At 55.0% G+C, this 23,685-nt stretch carries 15 protein-coding genes; 6 read left to right on the top strand and 9 right to left on the bottom strand.

Translation table 11 applies throughout. The features are described 5' to 3' along the window. The first annotated feature begins 5 nt into the window (after window positions 1-5). Together RHP47_RS08555 and RHP47_RS08550 are read left to right on the top strand one after the other, a co-directional pair. On the top strand, window positions 6-3,140 hold the full coding sequence (locus tag RHP47_RS08555; protein ID WP_149819996.1) for an efflux RND transporter permease subunit: 3,135 nt from the start codon (window positions 6-8) through the stop codon (window positions 3,138-3,140). A gap of 63 nt (window positions 3,141-3,203) precedes the next feature. Next, a complete protein-coding gene (locus RHP47_RS08550; RefSeq protein WP_310840242.1) occupies window positions 3,204-5,639 on the top strand; it encodes a DNA topoisomerase (ATP-hydrolyzing) in 2,436 nt (811 codons plus the stop codon). On the opposite strand, the gene tilS is transcribed toward RHP47_RS08550, so the two are convergent. Next, window positions 5,560-6,594, bottom strand: a complete 1,035-nt coding sequence (gene tilS, locus RHP47_RS08545) for a tRNA lysidine(34) synthetase TilS (RefSeq protein WP_149819992.1) — start codon at window positions 6,592-6,594, stop codon at window positions 5,560-5,562. The genes RHP47_RS08550 and tilS overlap by 80 nt on opposite strands. Before the next feature lie 13 nt (window positions 6,595-6,607). Then, entirely contained in the window at window positions 6,608-7,567 is a 960-nt protein-coding gene (ccsB, locus tag RHP47_RS08540; protein WP_286649528.1) for a c-type cytochrome biogenesis protein CcsB, read from the bottom strand. A gap of 183 nt (window positions 7,568-7,750) precedes the next feature. Here ccsB and RHP47_RS08535 point away from each other — a divergent pair, with 183 nt between their 5' ends. Continuing rightward, on the top strand, window positions 7,751-8,533 hold the full coding sequence (locus RHP47_RS08535) for a YaaW family protein (protein WP_190278036.1): 783 nt from the start codon (window positions 7,751-7,753) through the stop codon (window positions 8,531-8,533). Here the strand turns inward: RHP47_RS08535 and RHP47_RS08530 are convergent. The 4 genes from RHP47_RS08530 to RHP47_RS08515 all read right to left on the bottom strand — a co-directional run bounded on the left by RHP47_RS08530 (window position 8,530) and on the right by RHP47_RS08515 (window position 17,414). Continuing rightward, window positions 8,530-11,529 carry a DEAD/DEAH box helicase gene (locus tag RHP47_RS08530; protein ID WP_310840241.1) on the bottom strand — a complete coding sequence of 1,000 codons (3,000 nt, stop codon included), beginning with the start codon at window positions 11,527-11,529 and terminating at the stop codon, window positions 8,530-8,532. The genes RHP47_RS08535 and RHP47_RS08530 overlap by 4 nt on opposite strands. Before the next feature lie 9 nt (window positions 11,530-11,538). Then, the gene (locus RHP47_RS08525; protein ID WP_310840239.1) at window positions 11,539-15,357 is read right to left on the bottom strand and encodes an EAL domain-containing protein; all 3,819 of its coding nucleotides are present in this window, start codon (window positions 15,355-15,357) and stop codon (window positions 11,539-11,541) included. 225 nt (window positions 15,358-15,582) lie between these two features. Beyond that, window positions 15,583-16,305 (bottom strand): tRNA (guanosine(37)-N1)-methyltransferase TrmD, encoded by a 723-nt coding sequence (trmD, locus tag RHP47_RS08520; protein ID WP_149819981.1) that lies wholly within the window; start codon window positions 16,303-16,305, stop codon window positions 15,583-15,585. Next, window positions 16,305-17,414, bottom strand: coding sequence for a S49 family peptidase (locus tag RHP47_RS08515; protein WP_310840238.1), 1,110 nt, complete (start codon window positions 17,412-17,414; stop codon window positions 16,305-16,307). Before RHP47_RS08515 ends, trmD begins: the two co-directional genes overlap by 1 nt. Before the next feature lie 171 nt (window positions 17,415-17,585). Between RHP47_RS08515 and pipX the strand changes: the two genes are divergently transcribed. Both pipX and gor read left to right on the top strand, forming a co-directional pair. Further along, window positions 17,586-17,855: a transcriptional coactivator PipX gene (gene pipX, locus RHP47_RS08510; RefSeq protein ID WP_190278331.1), complete on the top strand. Its 270-nt coding sequence runs from the start codon at window positions 17,586-17,588 to the stop codon at window positions 17,853-17,855. A 47-nt stretch (window positions 17,856-17,902) separates the two neighbouring features. Then, window positions 17,903-19,288, top strand: a complete 1,386-nt coding sequence (gene gor / locus RHP47_RS08505) for a glutathione-disulfide reductase (RefSeq protein ID WP_149819976.1) — start codon at window positions 17,903-17,905, stop codon at window positions 19,286-19,288. Here the strand turns inward: gor and ctpA are convergent. From ctpA to RHP47_RS08490, 3 genes are all read right to left on the bottom strand, one after another. After that, window positions 19,275-20,513, bottom strand: coding sequence for a carboxyl-terminal processing protease CtpA (gene ctpA / locus RHP47_RS08500; RefSeq protein WP_310840236.1), 1,239 nt, complete (start codon window positions 20,511-20,513; stop codon window positions 19,275-19,277). The two genes, gor and ctpA, sit on opposite strands and share 14 nt — an antisense overlap. Before the next feature lie 65 nt (window positions 20,514-20,578). Next, complete coding sequence (truB, locus tag RHP47_RS08495) at window positions 20,579-21,442, bottom strand: tRNA pseudouridine(55) synthase TruB (protein WP_310840235.1); 864 nt, start codon at window positions 21,440-21,442, stop codon at window positions 20,579-20,581. Beyond that, window positions 21,442-22,881, bottom strand: coding sequence for a TolC family protein (locus RHP47_RS08490; protein WP_310840234.1), 1,440 nt, complete (start codon window positions 22,879-22,881; stop codon window positions 21,442-21,444). The genes truB and RHP47_RS08490 overlap by 1 nt, the downstream gene beginning before the upstream one ends. A 147-nt stretch (window positions 22,882-23,028) precedes the next feature. Between RHP47_RS08490 and RHP47_RS08485 the strand changes: the two genes are divergently transcribed. Continuing rightward, the gene (locus tag RHP47_RS08485) at window positions 23,029-23,667 is read left to right on the top strand and encodes a methyltransferase domain-containing protein (RefSeq protein WP_310840232.1); all 639 of its coding nucleotides are present in this window, start codon (window positions 23,029-23,031) and stop codon (window positions 23,665-23,667) included. Window positions 23,668-23,685: the final 18 nt, after the last annotated feature.

The raw sequence follows: 23,685 nt of genomic DNA, 5'->3' as shown, positions 1-23,685 counted from the left end.
AGAGCATGATTAGCGATTTTTTTATTAAGCGCCCGGTTTTTGCCACGGTTTGTTCTCTGCTGATTATTCTGGTGGGGACGATCGCGCTGCCAACGCTGCCCATTGAGTATTACCCTAACGTTACACCGCCAACAATTCAGGTGTCTGCTAACTATGCAGGTGCCAACGCTGAAACCGTTGAAACGAATGTCACCACGATCTTAGAAACGCAAATTAATGGCGTGGAGGGGATGGATTACATTGACTCCAGCAGTAACAGCTTTGGCAACAGCAATATCACGATCACCTTCACTGAGGGCTATGACGAAAATATTGCTGCTGTTGATGTCAATAACTTAGTGGCATCAGTCACCTCCCAACTGCCACCAGAGGTCATCAACACTGGGGTAAATGTCAGGAAATCCACAAATCAGATTGTTTTGGCCTTAGCCCTATACCCAGAGGAGGGATACAACTACGACGCCACATTCATTAGTAACTACGCGACCCTCTACGTGGTGCAACCCCTGCAACGTCTGAAGGGGGTAGGGCAGGTTCAGGTCTTTGGTCAACGCACCTATGCCATGCGGATTTGGCTTGATCCCAATCGCTTAGCCAGTCGCGGTCTGACGGCTCAGGATGTGGTGCGTGCCCTCTCCGATCAAAATGTCCAAGTGGGAGCCGGGATTATTGGTGCCCCCCCAGCACCAGAGGGACAGGAGTTTCAAATTTCCATTCAAGCCCAAAGTCGCTTGGCCTCAGAAGAAGAGTTTGCCGACATTATTATTCAGCGCGGCGACGATGGTTCTGTGATTCGCATTCGCGATGTCGGTCGCACCGAGCTAGGAGCACAAAACTACAACACCAACTTTCAGTTTGATGGCCGTGACGCCGTTGGGATTGGTATCTATCAACTCAGTGGTGCCAATGCCCTCGACATTGCCCGCGCTGTCGAAGCGGAGATGGCTGTTTTAGCTGAGAAATTTCCCCCCGGTCTGAAGTGGAGCGTGGGATTTAGCACCACGGATGCGGTACAGGAATCAATCAAAGAGGTGGTCATTACACTCATTGTGGCCATCATCCTTGTCATTGCCGTGATCTTTTTGTTCTTGCAGGATTGGCGTGCCACGATCATTCCCTCGATCACGATTCCCGTTTCCTTGGTGGGCACCTTTGCCTTTATGAAGGCTTTTGACTTCTCAATCAATAGCTTAACCATGTTTGGTCTGGTGCTGGCCACGGGGCTGGTGGTGGATGATGCCATTGTGGTCGTGGAAAATGTCACTCGCCTGATGGAAGACGAGGGCATGACCCCCCAAGAAGCTGCCAGTCGCTCGATGGAGGAAGTGACAGGGGCACTGATTGCCACCTCGTTGGTGATGATGGCGGTCTTTATCCCTGTGGCCTTTTTTCCGGGGGTCACTGGGCGGCTCTATCAGCAGTTTGCTTTGACGATTGTTTTTGCGATCGCCCTTTCTACGTTTAATGCTTTAACCCTCTCTCCCCCTTTGTGCGCCCTGCTCCTGCGGCGGGAACGCCCCCCGATGGCGAACTTTATTTTGTTTCGCTGGATTAACCGCTTTCTCGATACAATGCGACGGGGCTATGAACGCAACCTGACTGTGGTCGTGCGCCTAAAATACTGGGTGCTGGCAGGCTTTGTGGCACTGCTGGGGGTGACCTACGGGCTGTTTCAGATTGTTCCCGGTGGCTTTGTCCCCCAAGAGGATCAAGGTTATTTTGTTACCCTTGTGCAATCGCCTCAGGGGGTGTCCCTCGAATACACGAGCAATATTGTCTTCAAAGCAGCGGACGCGATCGCCCAAAATCCAGCGGTCGAACATACCTTTGCCATTGGCGGTTTTAGCTTCTTCGGCACAGGTTCAGACAAGGGGATTATCTTTACGAGTCTCAAGCCTTGGTCACAACGGCCAACCCTTGATCAGTTGCTGCCCCAGTTTCAGAAGGCCGTCGTGGGTGAACTCGGAGCAGTGGTGTTTGCATCCAATGTGCCGACCATTAACCTTGGTGGCAGCGGCCTTGGCGGCTTTGATATGCAGGTGATGGATCAGCAGGGTCTCGGCCTTGAAGCCCTTGCGAGTTCAGTGAACGAGCTAATCCTCAAAGCCAATGCAACCCCCGGCCTTGTGTCAGTGAATACCCCCTTTGCCATTAATGCCCCCCAGTTAAATGTAACGGTCGATCGCACCCGCGCCCTTGCCTTGGGGATTCCCCTCAAGGACATTTTTAATGCCATGCAGATTTACTTGGGGTCGTTATACGTTAACCAATTTACGATTTTTGCCCGCAGTTACCAAGTGATTGTGCAGGCGGATAAGCAGTTTCGCTCGAATCCCGATGACATCAACCGCATCTATGTACGCTCGGAGCAAAATGCGCTCATTCCCCTCAGTAATCTCGTCACGATTGAACAGGTCTCGGCACCGCCGATTATTTATCACCATAACTTGTTCCGTTCGGCGGAGGTGACTGGTCAAAATGTGCCACCCCTCAGTGATAGTCAAGCGATGATGACAATGGCATCCTTGGCTCAGGAGGTTCTCCCCAATGGCATCGGCTATAGCTGGACGGGGTTATCCCTAGAGTCCACCCGCTCCGCAGGCCAAGCACCGTTGATTTTTGGCCTTGGTCTCGTGTTTGTATTCCTCGTGCTCTCGGCGCAGTACGAAAGCTATATTGACCCCTTGATCATTATCCTTTCGGTGCCTTTGGCGATCATGGGCGCTTTGTTGGCACAGTGGTTGCGGGGGCTGAGTAATGATGTATTTTGCCAAATTGGTTTGGTGATGCTGATTGGCCTCGCCAGTAAGAATGCGATTTTGATTGTGGAGTTTGCCAACCAAATTCGCGAAAGCAAGGGCACGTCCATTGTCAAGTCGGTGATCAATGCCGCCGAGGAACGGCTGCGCCCCATTTTGATGACGGCCATCTCCTTTATTCTGGGCATTTTCCCGCTGGTCATTGCTACGGGTGCTGGGGCAAAATCCCGTCACTCCTTGGGAACAAGTGTCACAGGTGGCATGCTTGCAGCCACATTTCTCAGTTTCTTTGTGGTGCCGATCATTTACATCCTCATTAAGGAACTAGTGGCGCGGCTGACCAAGGAGAAGCTTGAGGAAGCAACCCCAACGGAGTCTTAACTTACTTTACAATTCGCAAAACTCTTGTATCGTGGGGAATGATCCTTTGGCTCGTTCGTGATCATGCCCAAACAACTGGATTTGCTGACCTCTGGACAGGTGATCCCAACACCACTGCACAGTGAAATGCAACGCTCCTATCTGGAGTACGCCATGAGTGTGATTGTGGGGCGGGCACTACCAGATGTGCGGGATGGGCTAAAACCAGTGCATCGGCGGATTCTCTATGCCATGTATGAGTTGGGGTTGACGCCCGATCGCCCCTTTCGCAAGTGTGCACGGGTGGTGGGGGATGTGCTGGGGAAATATCACCCCCATGGGGATCAAGCGGTCTATGAGGCACTGGTGCGCTTGGTGCAGCCCTTTAGCAGTCGCTATCCCCTCTTGGCAGGGCATGGCAATTTTGGCTCCATTGATGATGATCCTGCGGCGGCAATGCGCTATACGGAAACGCGCTTGGCAGCGATCGCCCACCGCACGCTACTGGAGAATATCAGCGACGCCATTGTGGATTTTGTCCCCAACTTTGACAGTTCCCAAGAGGAGCCCTTGGTGCTGCCGGCGCAACTGCCAATTTTGCTGTTGAATGGCGCAACGGGAATTGCTGTGGGCATGGCCACAAACATTCCACCCCACAATCTGGGGGAAGTGGTGGATGCTCTGATTGCGCTTATTGACCGTCCCCATCTCTGCCTAGAAGAACTGCTCACCCACCTGCCGGGACCGGACTTTCCCACGGGGGGTGTGATTGTGGATGGGGCAGCATTGCTGCGCGCCTACGCCACGGGTCGAGGGACGATCACCCTGCGGGGGGTGGCCACCCTTGAGGATATTCAGCCCGGACGCGGCCGCCACCGTCGCCAAGCCATTGTGGTGACAGAGCTACCCTATCAGGTGAATAAGGCGGCATGGATTGAGAAGGTGGCGGATTTGGTGAATCAAGGTCGCCTTGAGGGCATTGCCGATCTGCGGGACGAAAGCGATCGCGAGGGGCTGCGGGTGGTCATTGAACTGAAGCGGGATGCCTCAGCGGCACAACTCTTGGAGCAACTCTACCGCCTAACCGCACTACAAGTGACCTATGGCATCAACTTGATGGCACTGGTGGGCAATCAACCCCGCCAACTCTCCCTCAAGGAGATTCTCAGTGAGTTTCTTCAATTTCGCGAGCAGACCCTGCTACGGCAATATCGCCATGATCTCGAAACGGCTCAAGCCCGCCAGCATGTGGTGACGGGACTCTTAATCGGCCTCAATGCCGTGGATCAGGTGATTGAGATTTTGCGATCGGCAGCGGATGGCAGTACTGCCCAGCGGGAATTGATGACCCGCTTGGGTTTGAGCGATCGCCAAGCCAGTGCCCTGATTGCCATGCCCCTACGCCGCCTCACCCAACAGGAGCGCCAAGACCTGGAACGGGAACAGGCGGAGCTACAAGCGCGGATTGCCCAGTTGGAAACCCTGATTAGCCAGCGTCCTGAGCGCCTCAAGGCACTGAAGAAAGAATTGCGGCAGTTAAAGAAAGCCTTTGCCGATCCCCGCCGCACTCAAATCCTCACGGCAGCGCCGCCGCTCCCCACCCCCGTGGAGACCAATGATTGTGACGATACGCCCCTCTGGGTCGAAGTGAACCATCGCGGTTACGGGCGCTGTCTGTCCCAGCGCAGTCGGGGGAGTCTCCAATTGCAAACGTGGCTACCGTGGTCAGAGCCATTGCCTTTGGCCTTCTCGGTACAGGCTAGGGATCGCCTGTGGGTGTTTACGGAAAGTGGCAAGGTCTATCCGCTGCCCTTAGAGCGATTACCCGTTAGCAGCCGCCGTGAGAGCGATCGCGGTCAACCCCTACTGACTCTCTTGCCGGAGTCGGCGCAAGGGGAAACCCTCCTGACGGTCTTGCCCAGTCAAGCCCCAGCAGAGAAGCTGATTTTGCTGACGCGCCAAGGCCGCATTAAGGTCATTCCAATCTCAGATCTGCAAGACCTGAGCGGGCGCGGTCTGCAACTGATGAAACTCAAGGCGGGGGATGCCCTCGGTTGGGTACTGCCTGCAGATACGGATCACTTAGTGTTGGCCACCTCGCGGGGGCGGGTCTTTCACTTTTTCATCCCCGACATTCCTGCTTTAGGGCGGCTGAATCAAGGTCAAGCGGCGGTGCGCCTCAGTGGGCAAGAAACCTTGGTGGGGGCGATCGCCCTGTCGGAACCGGAGAATGTGATCCTCATTACTGCTTCAGGCCTTGGTAAACAAGTGCCGCTGCCCCTAATGGAAGTTGTGCCCCTTGGTCATTTAGGCCAGTTGGCGATGCCCCTGCGGCAAAAAGCGGATCGCTTGGCGGGCATTGGCCGTGGCGGTAGCCCCCTGGCACTGGTGACGAACCAAGAGCGAGCCTGGATCACCAACGGCGAAGAGATCCCCATCCTCAATAAAGAGGCGGTGGGGGTGGCGATCGCTCCCCTTGATCCGCAGGAACAGATTCAGGCGGTGGTGCCGTTGGTCTGATCAGTTCAAGCCACTGACCACAGACCCGCAGGTGGTACCCCCCCGGCAGCGTTGAGGTTTGGCTGCCATTACCTGCCGTGATCAGAGGACGCACCGCTTCAATTAGGCTGAAATCAATGCCCCGTTTCAGGTGCTGACGCAAAAATCGCTGGATCAAGCGGCGTTGCAGCGCAAGGGGCAATTCCCGTAGGCGCAGCCGCTCCAAGGCAGGGGGATGCTCGCGGATCACGGTGGGGGCAAGACGCTCCACCTCAGCCTCGAAATAGGCGCGATCGCTAGCCAGCAGTTCAGCGGTTTGGGCAAGCACCTCTTCCACATTCGGATTAAAGTGCGCTTGCAGATAGGGAATTAACTCCAAACGCAGCCGATTGCGGCGATAGTTGAGATGGTGGTTCGTTGCATCCTGCCAGACGGGTAACCCGTAGGTTTGGCAAAAGGCAGCCGTTTCCGCTCGCGTCATCCCTAGGAGTGGACGTACTAACTGAATCGCACCCAAAGCACGGCTAGGTAAGAGGGTGGCTAGGCCATCGGGGCTGGTGCCGCGCAGTAGATGTAGTAGGAGACTTTCGGCGCGATCGCTCTGGGTGTGGGCGGTCACCACATGGGTACAATTCAGAGCCTTGGCCACGGTCTCAAAGACTTGGTAACGCCATGAACGGGCTGCAGCCTCAGTTTTCGGCAGCGGCGGCGCACTCACCACCTCACAGGGCAGGTGCCATTGCTGCGCTAGCGCTTGGACAAAATTTGCATTGGCAGCGCTATCTGCCCGCCAGCGGTGATCACAGTGAACAGCCACCAAAAACCACTGCCAGTGGAGCTGTAGATCCAGTAGCAGGCGCGTTAAACAAACGGAGTCTTGACCCCCCGACAGAGCAATGAGGATGCGTGACCCCACAGGGAGCCATTGTTGGGTTTTTAAGGTGGTATGCAGGCGGGCGTGGTAGATGCCCCACACTTGCAATAACCGACTAGAAGAACCAACCGTAGGAGTGTAGGCCTTTCCCCAGTAGGTTCACCCCTAAGTAGCAGACCCAGACCACCCCAAAACCAACGGTAGCGAGAATCGCGGGCTTGCGTCCCTGCCAATCGCGGGTCATGCGGGCATGGAGATAAGCTGCATACACCAGCCAGACAATCAGTGCCCAAGTTTCTTTGGGATCCCAACTCCAAGGGGCACCCCAAGCCTCATTTGCCCATACTGCCCCAGAGATAATGCCGATGGTTAGCAGTGGGAAGCCAAGACCAATCATGCGGTAGCTCAAGTTATCGAGGGTCTCAGCTAAGGTGAGGCGTTGCAAACTCAATTGCAGGGTGGGTTGGGTCAGTACCGTGGTGCCGCCGCCCCCAGTCGAGGGTTCTAAGGAAGGTTCTGGCGTGCGACTGCGGAAGCTGCCTGTGCCCACGGAGCTGCCCTTAAGGCTGACGGGTTTGCCCCATGTGACCACTAGGAAGGCGATCGCCAGCAGTGACCCCACCATCAAGGTGGCATAGCTGAGCATCATCACACTGACGTGCATCATTAACCAGTTGGACTTCAGGGCAGGCACCAGAGGCGCTGACTGTTGCATTTCCGGGGGGAGCGAGAGAGCCGCAAAAGCCGTAATTCCCATGGCAACGGGTGCAGTAACAACCCCCACAAGGCGCTGGCCACTGATGGACTCGGCGACAAAGTGCATGGCTGTCAAACCCCAGCACAGGAAAAAGAGGGATTCATAGAGATTGCTGATGGGAAAGTAGCCCCCCTCAATCCAACGCGCCGCCAGCAGGCCCGTAATACAGAGATTGGCGATCGCCATCCCCGTGCGACCCGCAGCCGTGAGAACAGGCCATTGGGGAAACGCTGCCCCACACCAGTAGAGCAACATCGTGATCAAAAGCACCGCAAAGGCACTGTTATCGAGCCAACCTTCTAGGGTTAATAAATCCATAGCTTTTTATTTTGCCAGCCTGCTACTCTTTTGTATTGTACTGTCCGAACCGTGCTTTTCTGGGATAGTGGCGCATCTCCCATTCTTGTGAAAAGGGCTGTACCACAATTTCAGCCTGAATCCCTATAATCAGGGGTGAAGAATCATCATGTTCTATTGTGCTGCTGCTGGAGCGAGAACCCCATGAACGAGCTACGGGCTGCGCTGGAATTGGCGACGGAGGAGGAGTTGCAAGACCTAACCGAAATTTTGTTTCGTCGTCGACTCAATCCCTTGGACTATCTCACAACGCCGGATCCCATTGCCGTCCAAGCTCAGGATCGCCAAGCATGGCTGGATGATATTGAGGAGCGGTTTCGCTTTTTGGCGGCAGATGGTCTGACGGTGCTCAAGGGCAAAGCACAGCAAATCAGCTATCGGCAAACGTTGATGCGGGTCTGTCGCTATCTGAAAATTAAGTTTTCCCCCAGTTGGACAGTCCCCGAACTGGAAATGGAAATCTTCTTGAATGTGTTGCAGCGGATGTGGAAAAAGCTGGGGGATGAGGATCGCAAGGTCTTGGCCGCCCAAATCCAAGATAGCTTGCCCGAACTGCGCAACGGCCACCCGATTTCCATGGAAACTGTACGCCTGATCCTAGAGGGAGGCGCAGCGATCGCCATCAGTTCTGTTGTCCGCTCCATGGTGGTGCAGCAGGTGGCTCGTCAATTTGCCATTCACTTTGCTGGGTACAAGCTCTCCATCACTCCCTTGGTGTCTCGGGGCGCTGCCGTGGGAGCCGCTAAATTTGCCCTCGGTCGCAGCGTCTTAGCCTTTGCCAGTACAGCTTTGTGGGTGTGGTTTATTGCCGACTTGGGTTGGCGTGCCATTTCCACCAACTATGCGCGCATTATTCCCACCATTTTCGCGATCGCCCAAATTCGCCTCCTACGCGGTGAGCAGGCATCCCAGTGGGCAATGGCCTAGAGTGTGATCACCCGCTCTTTGTCCAGGGTGAGCAGTTGCCGCAGTTGATCGAGATTGAGTTCGGTTAACCACTGTTCGCCACTGCCCACAATCATGTCCGCAAGCGCTTTTTTCTGCTCAATTTGCTCGTGGATCTTTTCTTCAAGGGTACCCGTGCAGACAAATTTGTGGATTTGGACAGTGCGGGCTTGGCCAATGCGGAAGGCGCGATCGCTGGCCTGATTTTCAACGGCAGGGTTCCACCAGCGATCGTAGTGAAAGACATGATTGGCACGGGTGAGATTTAAGCCCACGCCCCCCGCTTTTAAGGAAAGAATAAAGACCGTGGGTGCCTCAGGATCGTGCTGAAAGCGTTCCACCATGAGTTCTCGCTGGGCTTTGGGGGTGCGTCCCGACAGGAAAAAGACCTCCATCTGTAGCGCCTTTTCGAGATAGGTTTTCAGGTGGGTGCCAAATTCGGCAAATTGGGTAAAGACAAGGGCGCGATCGCCCACTTCCTGAAGCTCTTGCAGCATTTCTATGAGGCGTTGCAATTTACCCGAGCGATCGGGGGCATAGTCTTCCTGCTTGAGATACTGCGCCGGGTGGTTACAGATTTGCTTCAGCTTGGTGAGGGTGGCTAAGATATTCCCCCGCCGCTGGATACCTTCACTATTTTCAATGGCAGCAAGGGAGTCTGCCACCACCGCACTGTAAAGCTGCATCTGCTCTAGGGTGAGGCCACAATAGACCAGCATCTCCTGTTTTTCGGGCAGGTCTTGGATAATGCTGCGGTCAGTTTTGAGCCGCCGTAGAATGAAGGGCTGAACGTAGGTGCGCAGGGCGTTGAGGGAGGTAGTGTCACCATAGCGTTCAATGGGTCGCACATAGCGGTGCTGAAAGTAGGTGCGATTGCCCAAGTACCCCGGATGCAGAAAGTCCATAATCGACCAGAGTTCAAGGAGACGATTCTCTAGGGGGGTTCCCGTCAGGGCAATGCGAAACTGGGCGGAGAGTTCCCGTGCCGCTTGGGACTGCTGGGTGTTGGCATTCTTGATGTTTTGGGCTTCATCGAGGACCAGATGCTGCCATGACACCTGTTGCAAGGTGGTGCGATCGCGCTGGAGAAGGGCATAACTGGTGAGAATCAGATCGTGAGTTTCGACTTTTTTCAGAAATGCCTTGCCCTTGGGGCGATCGCTGCCGTGGTGGACGTAGGCACGCAATGTCGGTGCAAATTTTTGGCACTCCCGTAGCCAGTTGCCCAGTACCGAGGTGGGACAGATCAACAGTGTCGGTCGGTAGGCACGTCCTGCTTCCTTGAGATGGAGCAAAAAGGCCAACAGTTGAATCGTTTTCCCTAAGCCCATATCATCGGCCAAGCAAGCCCCCAACCGCCAGCGTTCCAAGAAACTCAACCACGCCACCCCTCGCGCTTGGTAGGGACGCAGTTCACCACAAAATTCCTGCGGTGTCGGCACTGGATCAAGGGTTTGTTTACCCGTGAGGCCATCGAGTAGTGCCTGAAGAGCATCATTGGCGTCTAGGCCGAGAATGGGTAACTTGGCCACCGTCACCGTATCCCCGGTGGCAATGCGCAGCGTATCGGCAAGGGAGAGCTGGGTCTTTTGGGGAGACTGGAGAAACTCTTGAGCGGCCTTGACCTCTTGGGGACGCAGCAGCACCCACTCACCATTGAGATAAACAAGGGGACTCTCTTGGCGGCGCAGTTGATCAAAATCTGCTTCCGAGAGGGGATGCTGCCCCAACTGTAATTGCCACTGAAACTGCATCAAGCTCTCAATACTCAAGCCGCTGGTGGCGGTGGGCGGCAATGAAGCAATCATCCTCAGACCCAAGCGATGCTGGGCGCTATTGCGGCGCAAACTCGGCGGCAGAATAATCGCAACCCCCTGCTGCTCAAGGAGCGGAATGGCACTTTGCAAGAAGGCATAAACTTCCGTGGTTTGCAGCGTCAGACCCACAGGGGAGGGTTCTTGGAGACTGCGATCGAGGGGACGATAAATGCGTGAGGCCAAACCCAGTCCCCGCAGCAGGGTTTCTTGGGGCTGCCAGAGCACTTGTCCGTGATAGAGGAGGGACTCTTGCGTACATTGCCAAATCTCTGCCGCCGCCAGCATCGTTTCCGTTTCGCCCTCCGTTTGTAGGCCAAAGGCCAAGTACCAGTCACCATCAGCGGTGGCCGGGGGAACCAGTTGCAGTGCCAAGCGCCATTGGGGGCGCAGATCCAACTGCTCGCGGTAGGGTTCTTGCCAACGCTGGAGCCGTTCCACAAAAGAAGGCGGCAGTTCCGTTGCTTGCCCTGTTTTGAGGAAAGTCAGCCAGTGGCTGTGGGCTTTGGCTAAGCCCACTTTGGGCAGCTCTAGGGAGGCGAGGACAGCGTGGAGATAGCCCTGCAACGTGTGGTGTAAAAAATCCGCCAATAGATCGGTGGCATGGGGCGGAAACCGCAGCGCCGTGGCATCCCCTTGGTAACAACGACACAGATGCGGCATCCGTTGGCTAAATTGGCGAAAGCGATCGCGATCGCCCCCGTGGGTGAGCAGAATCCGCCACCCTTCAGCCGTAGGCAAGTATTGGCCGCGCACAATTAAATCCAGTAACCAGCGACTAACGTGCAGCCAATAGCGCAGATCATCGCCAATAGCAGCGCTTTCGCGACCCTGAAGACCCAGTTGATGTAGTTGCTCTAAAACCCCTGAGGCAGGAATCGCCCAACCCGGCACCTGCCAGAGAAACAGCGGTTCGCCGTTGACTTCCGCTAGGGGAGGCGGTAACAGGTGATGCTCCTGAATCTGTGCGGGCAAAGCAGCATAGGCAACACTCGGATCGGCATTGACAAGCGGAGGGGTCTTCAGTTGGGTGGCATAGGGATAAACAGGCACAGCAGTCGGAACCCAAGGCGTGATTGCCTGAGTGAGCGATCGCCATTCTTCTGCCCAAAGAAAAAACTGTGGCGTCGGCGTTGCCAGCCACGTCCCACGGAAAACAGCCATGCCAATATTTTAGTGGGCTTTCAGGAGGGATGCGAGGGCTTCAGCAGGCATGGGTCGGGCAAAGAGATACCCTTGACCATAATCACACCCCAGTCGCTGCAGGATGTGCAGTTGCTCGTGGGTTTCAATCCCTTCGGCAATGACGCGGTAGCCCAACTCCTGAGCAAGGACTAAAATCATCTTGGTAATTTTGAGGTTGCGTTGGTTGTTTTCCAATTGCTGGACAAAGGCGCGATCCACCTTTAGATGGTGAATCGGTAGGCTGTGGAGATAGCTCAGGCAGGAATAGCCCGTTCCAAAATCGTCAATACTAATTTCAATATGGTGCTCCCGCAGTGATTCTAGGAGACGCAGCATTTCACTGCCCAACTCAAGGGCGATGCTTTCGGTGAGTTCTAGAACCAACTGTCCTCTGCCCAGGGGATACTGTTGCTGAACGCGGCTAAGGTGGTGGCGGAAACTGGGATGCTTCAGGGTCTTGGCCGAGACATTCACACTCAGGATCGCGTTGGCTGCTACTTGGGACTGCTGTTGCCACAACCAAAACTGTCGACAAGCCTGCTCCAGAACCCACTTGTCAAGGTCAACAATCAGCCCCGTATCCTCAGCAATTGAAATGAAAGCACCCGGCAGAATCAGTCCCCGTTCAGGATGTTGCCAACGCACCAAGGCTTCCATGCCCACCAGTTGTTGATCCGCCAAATTAAAAAAGGGCTGATAAAACAGCTGCAGTTCTCCATGGCTGAGGGCATGGCGCAGATCGTGTTCAAGGTGGAGGCGCTCTAGCACCTGTTCGTACATCTGGGCATTAAAGATGGCGTAGCGTCTTGTGGGATGAGCCTTGGCTTGATACAGGGCAATATCGGCATCCCTGAGGACAGCAAAAGCCGTTTCATAGTCGTTTTGGGCAAAGACCACACCAATACTACTGCTGAGGAAAATTTGCCGCTCCTCTACGACCAAGGGTTCTTGGAGGCAACGGGTAATTTGCTCGCAAAGGGCAATGGCACTCTCCAAGTGAGGTAAAGCGGTTGCCAAAATCACAAACTCATCTCCGCCGAGGCGAGCCACAATATGCCTATTTTCGATGAGACGCCGCAGCAAAGTGGCAAAGGCAATGAGCAGGCGATCGCCCACTGCATGGCCGAGGCTGTCATTGATCACCTTAAAGCGATCCACATCCAAAAACAGCACCGCATAGTGAAGCTCAGGATTGCTTTGAGCTGCGGCAATTGTGGCTGCCAACTGCTCCATGAAGTAGAGGCGGTTGGGCAACCCTGTCAGGGGATCGTGATAGGCCTCATGCTCTAGCTGCAATTGCACCTGTACCCGACTGGTGACATCGCGGGAACTGGTCTGCAACTGTTGCAATTGTCCCTGACTGTCGTAGCGGGGCTTGAAGAGGGTTTCTAGCCAGAGCAACTCCCGATTCGCTGTCCAAGCTCGATGGGTGATGGGCCAAAACCGCTGCTGCTGAATCATCTGTTGCAGTTCCTGCTTGACCCGCGATCGCTCTTGGGGATGGCACAATTGCGTAAAATGCTGACTAATGAGCCTCCCAGAAGACCAACCCAAGAGGGTTTCATAGGAGGGACTAACATACAAACACCGACCCTCGCGATCTAAAAGGCACACAATATCGGTCATGTTTTCCGCCAGCAGTCGATAGCGTTCTTCGCTTTCGCGCAGCGCCAGTTCAGCAGCTTTGCGTTCGGTAATATCAATATGGGTACCCACCACCTTACAGGGGCGACCCTGGGCATCCCGAATTAACACGGCATTGCTGTGGAACCAGCGGTAGCTACCATCCCGGTGGCGCAGGCGAAAATCAATGTCATAGTCCGCTTCACCGCGCAGAAATTGCTCGTAGGCCGCAAGGGCGCGATCGCGATCCTCGGGGTGCAGTCGCTCCTGCCAATCTGCACAACTGAACGCTTCAGCCGTAGGTAGGTCGCCCAGCTGTGCCCTGTGGGTCGGCGAAACAAGCATGGTTCCTGTAGAGAGGTCATGAAAATAAAAGCCAATCTTGGAAGCACGGATAGCCACCTCTAACTGGGCCTGCTGCTCCTTGAGGCGCTCTTCGGCCAAATGGCGCTCAGTGACATCCAACATCACGGTGTACCAGACCACGACCCCATTAGCCGCCAGTGTGGGCTGTCCGGCACCCTCTAGCCAGCGCACTTCACCGCTGGTGGGATGAATAATGCGCCATTGCCAAAACCATGGCGTCAAATTTGCCGCAGAACAGAGAACCGATTGCCATGTGGCTTCCCGATCCTCTGGATGCACCAGCTGCCACAAACTTTCACCATCCTCAGCGGCCACCGCCGCGGGGATGCCCCAAAGACGTTCGCACATTGGATTCAGATAAAATACCCGATTGCGACCATCGGGGTACTGTTCATAGCGAAACAGGGCACCAGGGAGGTGAAGAGCCGTCAAGCGAAACCGTTCTTCACTCTTGCGCAATGCCGCAGCCAGACGGGAACGTTTAGCCAGTTCTTTGCGGGCTTGGGCGTATAGATTGGCTTGGTAAACCGCCACCTCCAGTTGGGTGGCAATGGTACGCATAAAATTGATTTCCACTTCTGACCACGTATGGGTTTGGTGCGGCATAAACAAACTCAGGCTGCCCCAAGGGCGCTCTTTAACAATCAAAGGCACCAGTAACCATGCCCCCGGCAATTGTTCCGCAAGGGCTCGATTCACTGCATCGGTCAGTTGGCAGGTGTCGGCGATGGCAACCACTTCTCCTGCCTTCAGCCGTGTGGCCAAGGGATTGTCCTGATCTGGGATTTCAAAGCCCAGAAACTGGGGGGTATTGGGATCGCTGTGATATTCGGCAACCGGCTGCCACACCTGCCTTTCCGGAAGGTAGCGAACCACACAGGCATCCCATCCCAGCCCTATTTCCACAATTTCCCGCACAGCGGTGCCAAAGATGGTTTCAAGGTCAAGGGAATTGCGCAGGGCTTGGATGACCCGATTGAGAGCCTGCTCACGCAGTAATTGATTTTTGAGCGCAGTAACATCTCGGCCGACGGATTGAATCCCACTGAGGGAACCATCAGCCGTAAAAACCCCTGAATTCAGCCACTGGATCCAGCGACTCCCTTTTTGGGGATGAGGTAGGCAACTTTCGCAGGTAAATAGGGGCGCAGTGGGCGTAAGCTGCATCACCTGTGCTTGGAAACAGACGGCATCTTCACAGCAGACCAACTCCCCTAAGGGGCGACCAATGACTTCAGCAGCAGAACAGTTAAAGAAGCGGCAGAAGGCCTCATTGGCAAATAGGATGGTGGTATCTGGGTGCAGGAATAAAAGAAAATCACCTTGGTCTTGGAAGATGCCGGAGTCACACTGCCCAGAATCGGGCTGCTGCTGACGAGAACAGGCAAGCCCTTGGGGCTGTGTTTCCTGAGGTTGGCGCCCAGTAATGTCCTGAAACGTGAGCACAATACACTGCAGATTGCTGCTGGGATCAAAAATGGGGCGGGCTTGGATTGCTAGGGTTAATCGCCGATCGCTCAACAGCAGATCTACGCCCACAGAACAGGGTTCTAAACGCTGGCGGATTTGCCTATTGGGCAACTCCTCCTTGGGGTAGGGGCGATCGCTACCGCAGTAATAAACCTGCAGATTTGCCCAAATGTCGGCTGCCGCCACTTGGGGATCCGTCACCGCCAAGAGCCTTCGGCCAAAGGGGTTAATGTAGCAAATTTCCCCCGCAGGATCAGCAAGAGCCACAGCAATCGGTAACGCCTCTAGGATTGCTGTTAGGTAGGGCTCCCCATCACTTTCCCCCATTCCACCTAATAGGTCGATCATTGGAGCTGCACCGCCACTGGCATTGGGGGTGGCAGGCCTTAGGAAAGTGGGGAACAAACTATCCATAGGATTAATCGTAGGAAGTTACTGGGGCTCCTGACTAAAGCTAACCGCAGCAGCTTTCTGATTACATATTCGTAATAATTACGATGGTACTTGCTATTATTTTTTTTTGACATATAACTGATTTATAACTGATTTTCTTAAGAAGTATAAAGTAATTTCCTATTCTCCTTCCTTGGTTTTGAGTGTGGCTTCCTGCTGAGCCAGCCAGCGCGCATACAGATCTGGGCGGCGTTGGTGAGTGCGTTCAATTTGCTGTGCCCGCCGCCAAGCCGCAATTTCCCCATGGTGACCAGAAAGTAAGACCGGCGGTACCGTCCACCCCCGAAACTCTGCGGGTCGAGTGTAGTGGGGATAGTCCAATAGACCGTCCTCAAAACTGTCTTGATGCAGGGAAGCCGCTTTGCCCACCGTGCCGGGCAGCAGTCGCAGCACACCATTGAGAATCACCAGAGCTGGAATTTCCCCACAAGTGAGAACAAAGTCGCCAATGGAGATCTCTTGGGTCACCAAATGCTCGACGACCCGCTCATCCACGCCCTCATAGTGACCACAGAGAATCACCAGTTGATCTCGCTCCTGCGACCAATGCCAGAGGTGCTGTTGGGTCAGGGGTTGCCCTTGGGGGGTGACATAGATCACTTCACGGCGGGGCAAGGAGGGCAGCGATTCCACCGCCGCAAAGAGGGGTTCAGGCTTCATCACCATGCCCACACCCCCCCCGTAGGGTTCATCATCCACCCGCTGGTGCTTATCAGTACTAAAGTCACGCGGATTGGTCAGGACGACCTCGGCAATCCCCCGTGCCAAGGCTTTGGCCATTAAGCCACTGCTGAGGGGGGAGGCAAAGAACTCTGGAAAGAGGGTAATAATATCGAAACGCATCACTGGGGACGGCACGACAGGGAACCATAGTAGGCAAGGGCGCGCAATTGGCTGAGGGCACACAGTTGCTCTTGTTTCCACACCTGCTGGGTTTCTGGTGCTGGGGGAGGTGACTGAATGCCAAAGAGTTGATTGATCAAAGGGGAGCGATCGCGCCGAAAACGTACGACCGCATACTCTCCTTCCTTGAGCTTGGCAGCACTAGCAAGGGCACTGAGGGTGTCTGGACGGCTGCGGGTGCCATCAATGAGGCGATAGCGCTGCGCCTGCTCGTTACTGAAAATCATCGCACCCATTTCGTTGCGAATAACGCTGGGATCAATGCCCCGTGCCTGCGCCACATGATTAATAAACTTGCTGTACTCCTGTTCAAGGCCGGCTTGGAAGACCTCAATTTCTTGGGGGGTGAGGCGACGGAAGGGATTGCCAATATCTTTGCTACGACCGGCGCTCAGTGTCCGTTCTTCAATACTGTTGGCAGTAACGCCTCCCATCAATAGGCCATTATCGAGACTGGTGGGGCGATCGTAGTAGAAAACACTAGGGCCGAGAATGCCAATACTGCCAATCATGCTGCCGTGATCAGCGTAGATCCGATCCGCTGTCACCATAGCCCAAACGCCACCGGAGGCAGAAATGCCCTCAATAAAGGCATAGACCGGTTTTTGGGTGGCTGCGCGGTAGCTCCTAATACCTTCGGCGATCGCCTGGGAGCCAAAGATCGTGCCGCCGGGAGTGCTGATATTAACAAAGACGGCCTTAATCGTTTCGTCCTTAGCGGCCTCTGCCAACTGCTGCTGCACTTCATAGCCGTAGGTGACACCGACAAGGGGCGCAAAGAAGCTATCTTCTTCGTTTTGCGGGCTACCGAAAATTGGCCCAGTAATGTCAATTCTGAGAATGCGATCGCGACTGCTCTCCTTGCCGCTGACGTGCTCGTAGGGACTGGTTTCACTAGCAGGTGCCAACAAGACTCCGAGGAGGGCAAAGAAGATCGTGGCACTGAAGCCCACCACCCCCAACGTGAAAAAAAACGTCAGCGTGCCAAAAAAGATCACACCACAGCGGTGAAACACACTGGGCCAAAAGGGGGGAAGGGAGCGCGTCATAGAGGAGGAAAGGGTTTAGTATGATCTGAAAAGTTTTCAGTTAAATGTTTTACTTATTTTAGCCGCCACTTGCGGTTTTCTTCTGTTTTTGCCCCTCACAAGCCACCCTTGCCGTGTTGACCTGTCACGATCCTTTTGCGAGGTAGATTCTCTCTACTAATGAAACCCTCGATGACCGCTGAGCAGTATCTCAATCACCCCACCTTTGGCTTGCTTTATGGGGTGTGCCCTATTGATGAGCATCGGCAACTCTTTACAACGTTGTATGCCCAGCGGCTTTTCTTTATCGTCAACCAGCGGCCGACGGGGATGGCGTTTGAATCGATTAGTCGAACTGATGCGCGCATGCTCATTGAACAGCGGTTGCGATCGCTGCGCCGTCTTGGCAAAACTGCTGAATACCAAGCCCTACAAGCGATTCATCGCCAAGCCTTCATGTAACCCGATCCAGATTTCGCTAGACTGAGGCTAGGTTTTGGGGAGCAAGGATGAGCTACGACTATGACCTATTTGTGATTGGTGCCGGCTCCGGTGGCTTGGCGGCCTCAAAGCGGGCAGCTTCCTACGGCGCTAGGGTGGCCATTGCCGAAGGGGATAAAGTTGGCGGTACCTGTGTGATTCGGGGGTGTGTCCCTAAAAAGCTCATGGTCTATGGCTCCAAGTTTAGCCACCTCTTTGAAGACGCTGTCGGCTATGGCTGGCGCCCCGTTGAAGCCAAGTTGAACTGGGAGCGACTGATTCAAGCAGTGAACCAAGAGGTAAATCGTCTCAGCCAACTGCACATTAGCTACCTTGCCAAAGCCGGGGTCGAACTGCTGCCCTTTTTTGCCCGCTTTGCTGACCCCCACACCCTAGAACTCGTGGATCGCCAAGGACAGGTACAGCAGCGAGTGACAGCGGCGAAAATCTTGATTGCCGTCGGGGGGGAAGCGATTAAGCCCAATGTGCCGGGCATTGAACACAGCATTACCTCGCGGGAGATGTTTTTGTTGCCCAAGCAGCCAAAGCGCATGGCTATCCTTGGGGGCGGCTACATCAGTGTTGAGTTTGCCGGCATTATGCAGGGACTCGGCACGGAAGTCATTCACTTTCTGCGGGGCGATCGCCCCCTGCGCGGCTTTGATCAAGACATTCAAGATGGTGTCTATGAGGGGATGCTTCGCCACGGCATTGATGTCCGTCCCCAGTGCCACATTACAGGCTTGAAGCTCACCAAGAAGGGCAATATCCGCATTCGCTACGAACAGCAGGGGCAAGCCTGTGAAACTAAAGTTGATACGGTGCTGTGTGCCGTGGGGCGTGCGCCCAACTTGCAGGGGCTGGGTCTTGATCAGGCGGGGGTGCATCTTACGGCCAATAGTCAAGGGATTGTCGCCATTGCTGTGGATGAATACTACCGCACCAATCAAGAACACATTTTTGCTGTGGGGGACTGCACTAACCGCGTCAACCTCACTCCCGTAGCCATTGCCGAAGGACGCGCCTTTGCTGATACGCAATTTGGTAATCTACCGCGCACCCTCAGCTATGAGAATATTCCCTCGGCGGTGTTTTCCCAGCCGGAGGCGGCTTCGGTGGGGCTGTCTGAGGCGCAGGCCAAGGCGAAATTGGGGGAAGAGAATGTGAGAATCTACCGTGCGGCCTTTCGCCCGATGTACCACAGTCTCACGGGTCGAGATGAAAAGGTGATCGTCAAATTGGTGGTGGAGAAAAATACGGAGTGGGTGCTCGGTGCCCACATGGTGGGGGATCATGCGGCTGAGATTATTCAAGGGATCGCGATCGCCCTCAAAATGGGCGCCACCAAGAAGGACTTTGATGCCACGATGGCCATTCATCCCTCGACGGCGGAGGAGTTTGTCACCCTGCGTTAGCAGCGACTTGAACCGGACTGTGGAGCAGCTCTAGGGCCGCCAGATATTGGGGATCTGCTGCTGTACCCATGGCCACCAGACTCTCGGGAGCATCGAGAACCCGCCAATCTGGCTCAATCCCCACTTTGTTGATGTTGTGGTGATTAGGGGTTTCGTAGTGGGCAATGGTAACCGCAAGGCCAGAGCCATCACTGAGGTTAAAGAGGGACTGAATCGAGCCTTTGCCAAAGGTGCGATCGCCCACCAGTCGAGCACGGCCATGATCTTGCAGGGCAGCGGCTAAAATCTCACTGGCACTGGCGGTTCCGCCATTCACGAGGACGACGAGCGGGTCATGGGTGAGGGCACCGCCATTGGCATTGAGGCTATCAATGATCCCTTGGCGATCGACGGTATAGACAATGACCCCCGAATCCAACCACAGTTGAGCAATTTCCACCCCCGCCTGCAACAGTCCCCCCGGATTATTGCGCAGATCAAGAATGTACTCCTCCACTCCCTGCTGCTCTAGCATTTGAATGGCTTTGCGCATCTCTGTGACCGCCATAGCGCTAAATTGACCAAGGCGAATATAGCCAACGGTGTGCCCCTGCACTTGGCGAACCTCAGCCATGACCGGATTAATCTCAATGTGTCCCCGTTTCAGGGTGATTTCTTGAGGGGTGGCACTGCCCCGTTGTAACAACAGATGCACAGCAGAACCGGCGGCTCCCCGCATTCTTTCGGCGGCTTCATCAAGGCTGAGCTGGGTGGTGGAGACGCCATCAATGGCAAGAATGCGATCGCGGGGTTGAATCCCCGCTTCAGCAGCAGGGGAGCCATCAATCGGGGCAATGACTTCGAGGATACCGGTTTCAGGGTCAGTGCTAATTTGCAAGCCGACACCAGTGAGTTCCCCAGCCGTGGTGGTTTGCAGGCTACGAAATTGGGCGGGGCGCAGCAGCCGTGTAAAGGGATCCTCTAAACTCGCCAACATGGCTTGAATGGCCTCATAGGTCGCCTCGCGATTGGGTAGGGGACGTTTCAGCGCCTTTTCGCGCACCAGCCACCAGTTTTGGCCATTAAAAGAGGGATCCACGTAGGCTTGGTTGACAATGCGCCATGCCTCATTAAAGAGTTTTTGTTCCTCCGTTAGGGCGATCGCCGAGTCAGTGGGGAAAATGCCCCAGACTCCCACCAAGACCACTAAACAACAAATGAGACGTTGCAGCCAACGAACCCCCATTCCTTCACCTGCTGATTGCTTCTTTTTCCTAAGCTAGCACTAGAAAAATGTTTCGGAAGACACCGTTATGCCTTGAGAACCACCTTAGGATGCAGGCGATCGCCCCCACTCACTCCGATCCCCACACAGGTAGTGGCAAAGGTGACGCCCACGAAACTCTCCGCCGGCGGTAGCCCCTCACCAATCACGGTGCGGCCATGATACCAGTCGTTGAGTTGTACTGCATTGAGTTCAAGCCACGGTAGATGTGAGAGAACCGCTTGGGGCGGGCGCAGTGGTAAATGCTCTGGCGAAATGCTTTCTAGGGAATGGCTCTCCTCAATCCTCAGGCCACCACTTTCAATCCGTTGCAGGGCTGCCAGCGTTCCCCCTACCCCCAGTGCCGCCCCCAAATCGCGGGCAAGAGCGCGAATATAGGTGCCACCGCCACAGGTAATGCGCAGGGTCAATTCTGGGTAGCATCCTGCTTGCCAATCTAAGACATCAATGCTGTACACCTCAACGATCCGCGGCGGCACGCTCACGGCTTCACCCGCACGGGCACGGGCATAGAGCCGCTGACCATCCACTTGAATCGCACTATAGGCGGGGGGATATTGCTCAATCTCGCCAATGAATTGGGGAAGCTGTTCCTCAATGGCCTCAAGGGTGAGGTAACTGGCAGATTGTTCTTGGCAAATGTCACCCGTAATGTCATCCGTGGTTGTGGTGATGCCAAAGCGCACCGTGCCAATATAGGCCTTGCGATCGCTTAAATAGGGTAGGAGTCGCGTCGCTGCACCAAGGGCGATCGGCAGTACCCCTGTAGCCATCGGATCCAAGGTGCCCCCATGACCGATGCGTTTGAGCCGCAGCCGCTTTCGCAGTTCGTTAATGCAGTCGTGGGAAGTGCAGCCAGCAGGTTTATTCAGATTCAAAAAACCAAACATCAAGGCGTTGCCGTCAAGGGTAAGCCACTCACAAAGCGTTGCAGGGCAGCGATCGCTCGGTTGTAGTCAATGGTAGAACTCAACAGATTGCTCTGGGCTTGAATCAGAGCCGTTTCTGCATTGCTCACCTCCGCTTGGGTGCCAATCCCTGCTTGGAAGCGCAGACGGGCAAGGCGCAGTCCCTCCGTGGCTTGGCGCACCGCCACTTCATTGGTGCGGATATTTTCTTGGCTGGATTTGAGCGTGTAGTAGGCCTGCTCCACTTGGAAACGAATCAAATTCCGAAAGGCCGCATACTGAGCTTCAGCGATCGCGGCAGCGCTTTCCTGCTGGGCAGCACTGGCACGGGAGACCCCGCCATCAAAGAGGGTCAGGTTCATTTGACCCCCAACGGTATATCCCCAACGGGGTGCCCTCCCATCTGTGAGGCTATCAAGGGTGTTAAAACTTCCGCCGGCCACCAACTGCGGTCCTAGATTCCCCAAGGCCACCCGGCGCTGCTGCAGTGCTGCATTCCGTTGGGTCAGTTGTTGTTCCAGTTCCACGCGATTGCGAAAGGCGAGGGCAATGCTCTCCTCAAGGGAGAGTTTCCATTCCCCAACTACCCGAATGGGGTCAGCGGCGCGCACATTCACCTTGTCATTGAGACTGAGCAGCTGTGCCAGTTGGCGTTGAGCGGTTTGCAGTTGGCTTTGGGCTTGCACGAGTTGCTGTTGGTTATTGGCCAGTTGCACCTGTGCTGTGAGGACATCAAATTGCGTGCCTAAGCCAGCCCGTTCGCGGGCGATCGCATCCCGTAAGCTGATTTGGGAGTTTTGTACCGCTGCTTCGCCAATGCGCACCAGCGCCTCCGCCTGTTGAATGTTGTAGTAGGCATTGGTGACATCCTGCCGCAGTTGTTCAAATTCTCGCTGCAGATCCAGTTCGGCATTGCGCACCTGTTCCTGTGCTGCTTTGATACTGCCATCCCGTTGGCCAGAGGTGAAAATGTTGTAGCCCAGTTGCACCGTGCTGGTCCAAGTATTGCTGGTGGGGTTGGTTCGCAAGGGGGGTGGTAGTTGGGCATTTTGCAGCCGAATCGCTGCTGAATCTGTGCGACTAATCCCCAATTGCAAGGAGATGCTGGGATAGAGAGCCGCCGCCGCTTGGCGCAGAACGGCCCGACTTTGTTGCAGTTGTGCCTCAAGGATTTGCAGTTGGCGGTTATTCCGCCGCGCCAGTTCAATCGCTTCGTTGAGGGTAATGGGGCGATCCAAATCAATTTTTACTTGATCGGGACGACTGGGGAGATGGAGGGGATCGGGATTGGGATTGAAGGGCAGGAGATCGGTGGCCGTAGGGTTGGGTTGGGCGATCGCCCCCCCGCTCATGGTGATCAAGACCCCCACAAGGCTCCCCAGCAGCAGACTGCTTTGTTGGCAGATGGATTGTTGACCCATGCTCACTCCCGACACCGTTACAACTACGGATTCTCGCTACCACATAAGACTATAACAGTCCTTTCTCAAGGAATCGTTGCCAAAAAGGCGGTACACTGACACTCAACTGGTTCCAATTCTGCAAAATTCAAGGCTTGATCCAGCGCTGTGGCAACCATTTTACGCACTTGGAGCTATCAATATCCGTGGCTCTACGACACCATTAGTGACCTCGCAGCAATAACGGTGGGGGGGAGCGATCGCCTGCATCGGTTGGCTTGGCAAGATTTGGACTTACCCCGCAGTGTCGTGGTTTTAGATCTCTGCTGTGCCCATGGCGTTGTCACTCAAGCCTTAACTCAAGCCTTTGATCAGGTCACTGGTTTAGATGCTTCCCCGAAGGCGATCGCCCGTGCTCGGCAGCGCGTGCCCCAAGCCACCTATGTGGAAGCCTTTGCGGAGAAGATGCCCTTTGCCGATGCCACCTTTGATCTGGTACACACCAGCATGGCGCTGCATGAAATGACTGCGGAACAACTGTGTGCCATTGTGGCGGAAGTGTGGCGGGTTCTCAAGCCCGGTGGCTGGTTTGCCCTGATTGATTTTCATCGTCCCCAAGTGCCTCTCTTTTGGCCGGGGATGGCTCTCTTTTTCTGGCTCTTTGAAACGGAAACCGCTTGGCAACTGCTGCAAACGGACTTAGCTGAGCAGCTACGGTTACAGGGCTTCACTGTCGAGCGGCAGACCTACCACCTCGGGCGCAGCTTGCAGGTTCTCCATGCCCGCAAACCCTGCCCAAAGAATTAAGATATATGAACGATTTAC

Source organism: Thermosynechococcus sp. QKsg1, from assembly GCF_031586415.1.
Lineage (GTDB): Bacteria > Cyanobacteriota > Cyanobacteriia > Thermosynechococcales > Thermosynechococcaceae > Thermosynechococcus.
This window is presented reverse-complemented; position numbering and strand designations above follow the sequence as displayed.